The following is a 3,937-nucleotide window of genomic DNA, read 5'->3' on the forward strand; positions in this document are numbered from 1 at the left end:
GAAGGATGGCAATCCGGAAAACCTGGTCGTTTGTATACGCGGGCCCCAGGGAATCCAGGTTAAAATCGGATTCCAGAAAAATACTAACATCCTCAAACGTGAAGTCGTAATTGTATTGCAGGATCCCTTGTTGTAACAGGCGCGTTTGAGGCAGCAGCCTCCAAATATCAATGGGACCCGTAGGATCATCGATCTGGTCCCATAAAATGTAGACCAGCACCACATCTGTTTCAAAAACCTCAAGCCCAGGGACATCCTCCGAAAACACGGAAAAAAGGGTATAGTCGTTTGACGGGTTGAAATCCCCGACGATATCGTAGACCGTCCCGATAAGGCCGTCCTGGCCATCGAGTCCGTCAAATCCGGGATGTCCGGGGGGTCCGGTAGGTCCTTCACAAGCAGAAAGGCTTATCAAGGCGATTAAAACTGTAAAAAAGCGTCCTAAATTTTTCATGGTATGTAGTTTTAAGTTAATTAAGAAGTCGCGAGTTTATTTTCTTCTTTCCTGGTTTCAAAAAGCGTTCCAAAAAAAGAGTAAAGGAATTATGTTGTTTATTATCAATGACTTAGGCCGTTTAACGGTCGCGAATAGGAAAACCAGTCCCGGGTTCTCAAATTCTTCTGAGTTGAAAAATACTATATTTATTCCGGAGTCGCCAGCGGATTCCCATACCAAACTTATCTGAGCATACCCATGAAGAAACGCAACCTGAGTTTTTGGGAGATCTGGAACATGAGCTTCGGATTTCTGGGAATCCAATTCGGATTCGCCCTACAAAACGCCAATACCTCACGAATCTTTGAAACCCTTGGAGCTGAAGTGGAGCGTATACCCATTCTCTGGATTGCGGCTCCTGTGACGGGACTGGTCGTGCAACCCATCATCGGTTATTTCTCGGACCGGACCTGGACTCGCCTGGGACGTCGCCGCCCATATTTCCTGGTAGGGGCAGTTCTCGCTTCCATTGCGTTGTGTATCATGCCGAATTCACCGTCCTTATGGGTGGCTGCAGGAATGCTCTGGATCATGGATGCCTCGATCAATATTTCTATGGAACCCTTCCGGGCCTTCGTCGGGGACAACCTTCCTTCTGAACAACGCACCCTTGGTTTTGCGATGCAAAGCTTTTTTATCGGTATTGGTGCCGTGGTGGGCTCGGTGATGCCTTATGTTTTTACCAATTGGTTTGGAATCAGCAATACAGCCCCCGAAGGTGTTATCCCTGATTCTGTCAAATGGTCTTTCTATGTGGGTGCCGCGGTCTTTTTACTGTCGGTTTTATGGACGGTTTTCCGCTCCAGGGAATACACCCCGGAAGAATTGGATGCCTTTGCAGAAAACCAACAGCGCGAAACCCCTTCCCTGACCGCTGAAGGGGAATCCCTCAGGGTTTCCAAATTGCGATCCTATGGCGTTGTAATGATATTGGTGGGGATAGTGGCTACTTTTTTTCCGTACTATTTTAATCTGCAAAAGGAGCTTTACATCCTCACTGTGGGAATTGGACTGATCGGGGTGCTTTTTATGCTTGCCGCCGCGGTGCGGAGCCGGAATGTTGAAAATGGTTTTGTCGTGATTATGACAGACCTGCTTTACATGCCCAAAACCATGAAGCAACTCGCTTCGGTCCAATTTTTCTCCTGGTTTGCCTTGTTTTCAATGTGGATCTACACCACCCAGGCGGTTACCGGCCATATTTATGGGACCACGGATCCCACCTCTCAAGTTTACAATGACGGAGCGGACTGGGTGACTGTCCTCTTTGGCGTCTATAACGGTGTGGCGGCATTGGTGGCATTCCTGCTCCCTGTGCTGGCCAAAATGACCAGTCGAAAAATCACCCATTTATTAGCACTGGTACTCGGTGGTCTTGGCTTGATTTCAGTCTATTTCATTTCCAACCCGGATTGGCTTTTAGTATCCATGATCGGGGTGGGTGTTGCCTGGGCGAGTATCCTTTCGGTACCTTATGCTATGTTGGCGGGAGCTTTGCCTCCAAAGAAGATGGGCTACTATATGGGGGTATTTAATTTCTTTATCGTAATCCCTCAAATGGTGGCGGCAACCATTCTTGGATTCATGGTGAACCGCATTTTTGATGACGAGCCCATTTACGCGCTGATCATAGGGGGAATTTCTATGATTCTGGCCGGCCTGTTGACTTTAAGGGTGGAGGATCATGCTGTGATTGCCGTAGACCCGCTGTCTGAAGCCTAAGCGGGAGATCGGATGCGGGCAACTCCTTTTGCATTGCCTGCTCATATGTCCTTCAGGTCTGGGCAGAAAGTCTGGGGAATACGGCTATAATTCATATCTTTAAACAGACCTAAACGGAAAACTTTTTCTTCTTTATGATAAGACAAGAACGCGTCGTAATTAATGACATCAGACCCCGGCTGGAATGCGGGGCCTTTTTTATCAAAAGGGTGGTGGGGGAACAGGTGGTTGTGTCTGCCGACGTGCTTCCCGACGGGCATGACGTCATGCAGGCGGAGGTCCTGTATAAACACGCTTCTGACCGTAAATGGAAAGAGGTGCGCATGCGGGAGCTCAGCAATGACAGGTGGGAAGGTGCCTTTCAGGTGAATGAACAGGGGTTTTACCAATACAAAGTACGGGGGTGGGTGGATTATGCCCTGAACTGGCAACACGGAATAGAGGCTAAACTGGCCGATGGGCAGCATGTTCGCAGTGAACTGCTGGACGGGATCCAGTATTTAAAATTTTTAAAGTCGAAGGTATCCGGTGCAGACAAATCCTATATCACCGGGCTGATCGGTATGTTTGAATCGGAGGATACCTATGAGCAGGCCATAAATGAGGCCACATCCGAAAAATTACACGATTTATTTTTGCGCTACCCCCAGCGATTGCTGGCCAACACTTCAGAGTCCCTTGAAGTCTACACGGACCGGCAAAAGGCCAATTTTTCAACCTGGTACGAATTCTTTCCCAGGTCAGCCGCGCCGAAGGCTGGGGACCACGGAACATTTAAGGACTGTGAAGCCCTGTTGCCCAGGATCGCGGAAATGGGCTTTGACACGGTCTACCTTCCCCCCATTCATCCGATAGGGGAGGTAAACCGGAAAGGCCGCAACAATACTACGGAAGCACAGGAAGGCGATTCCGGGGTGCCCTGGGCCATTGGTTCGCGACATGGCGGACACCGAAGCATTCATCCGGAACTTGGGAACGAAGACGATTTCAGGGGCTTTATCGCAAAGGCTGCGGAGTCCGGCCTGGAAGTAGCTATGGACCTGGCCTTTCAGGCTGCGCCGGATCATCCCTATATCACGGAGCATCCGGAGTGGTTTCGCAAGCGTCCTGACGGAACGATTCAATATGCTGAAAACCCGCCAAAGAAGTATCAGGATATTGTCAATTTCTGGTTTGAGACCCCGGATTACAAAGCCCTTTGGAAGGAACTGCTGGAAGTAACTTTGAAATGGGTCGGTTTCGGGGTGGAAATCTTCCGGGTAGACAATCCGCACACCAAGCCGTACTTTTTCTGGCACTGGCTGATCGCTGAAGTCAAAAAGAAGCACCCGAATGTACTTTTCCTCGCCGAGGCTTTTTCCCGGCCCCGCGTCATGCAACAACTGGCCAAACAAGGTTTTAGCCAATCCTACACCTATTTTACCTGGAGGGAACACAAAGCGGAACTTATCGAGTATATGGTGGAGCTGACCCAAAGCGAAATGCGGGAGTATTACCGGCCGAATTTTTGGCCAAATACCCCGGACATCAACCCTTATCATCTGCAGGGGGCAGGGGAGGGCATGCATCTGATTCGCTATGCCTTAGCGGCTACCCTTAGTGGCAATATCGGGATATACGGACCTGTTTTTGAATATATGGATTCAAAGCCCTACCCTTCCAAGGAGGAGTACCTGAATTCTGAGAAATATGAAATCCGGCATTGGGACTGGAATATAA

Annotated in this window: 3 protein-coding genes; 2 read left to right on the forward strand and 1 reads right to left on the reverse strand. The window is 49.3% G+C overall.

Annotated elements, in window-relative coordinates; all coding sequences use genetic code 11:
- A partial coding sequence (locus WBV75_RS13925; protein ID WP_424121189.1) for a collagen-like protein occupies positions 1 to 454 on the reverse strand: 454 nt, incomplete at its 3' end.
- A gap of 240 nt (positions 455 to 694) precedes the next feature.
- Between WBV75_RS13925 and WBV75_RS13930 the strand changes: the two genes are divergently transcribed.
- Positions 695 to 2,218 (forward strand): MFS transporter, encoded by a 1,524-nt coding sequence (locus WBV75_RS13930; protein ID WP_424121190.1) that lies wholly within the window; start codon positions 695 to 697, stop codon positions 2,216 to 2,218.
- 134 nt (positions 2,219 to 2,352) lie between these two features.
- Positions 2,353 to 3,937, forward strand: a 1,585-nt coding sequence (locus WBV75_RS13935) for an alpha-1,4-glucan--maltose-1-phosphate maltosyltransferase (RefSeq protein ID WP_424121191.1), incomplete at its 3' end; no start/stop codon positions are given.

The sequence above is a fragment of the Robiginitalea sp. genome, assembly GCF_049588695.1.
GTDB lineage: Bacteria > Bacteroidota > Bacteroidia > Flavobacteriales > Flavobacteriaceae > Robiginitalea.

What these genes read in the sequence shown, in the direction of transcription:
- WBV75_RS13930 (WP_424121190.1), top strand. Translation starts at nt 695, where the DNA reads ATGAAGAAACGCAACCTGAGTTTTTGGGAGATCTGGAACATGAGCTTC.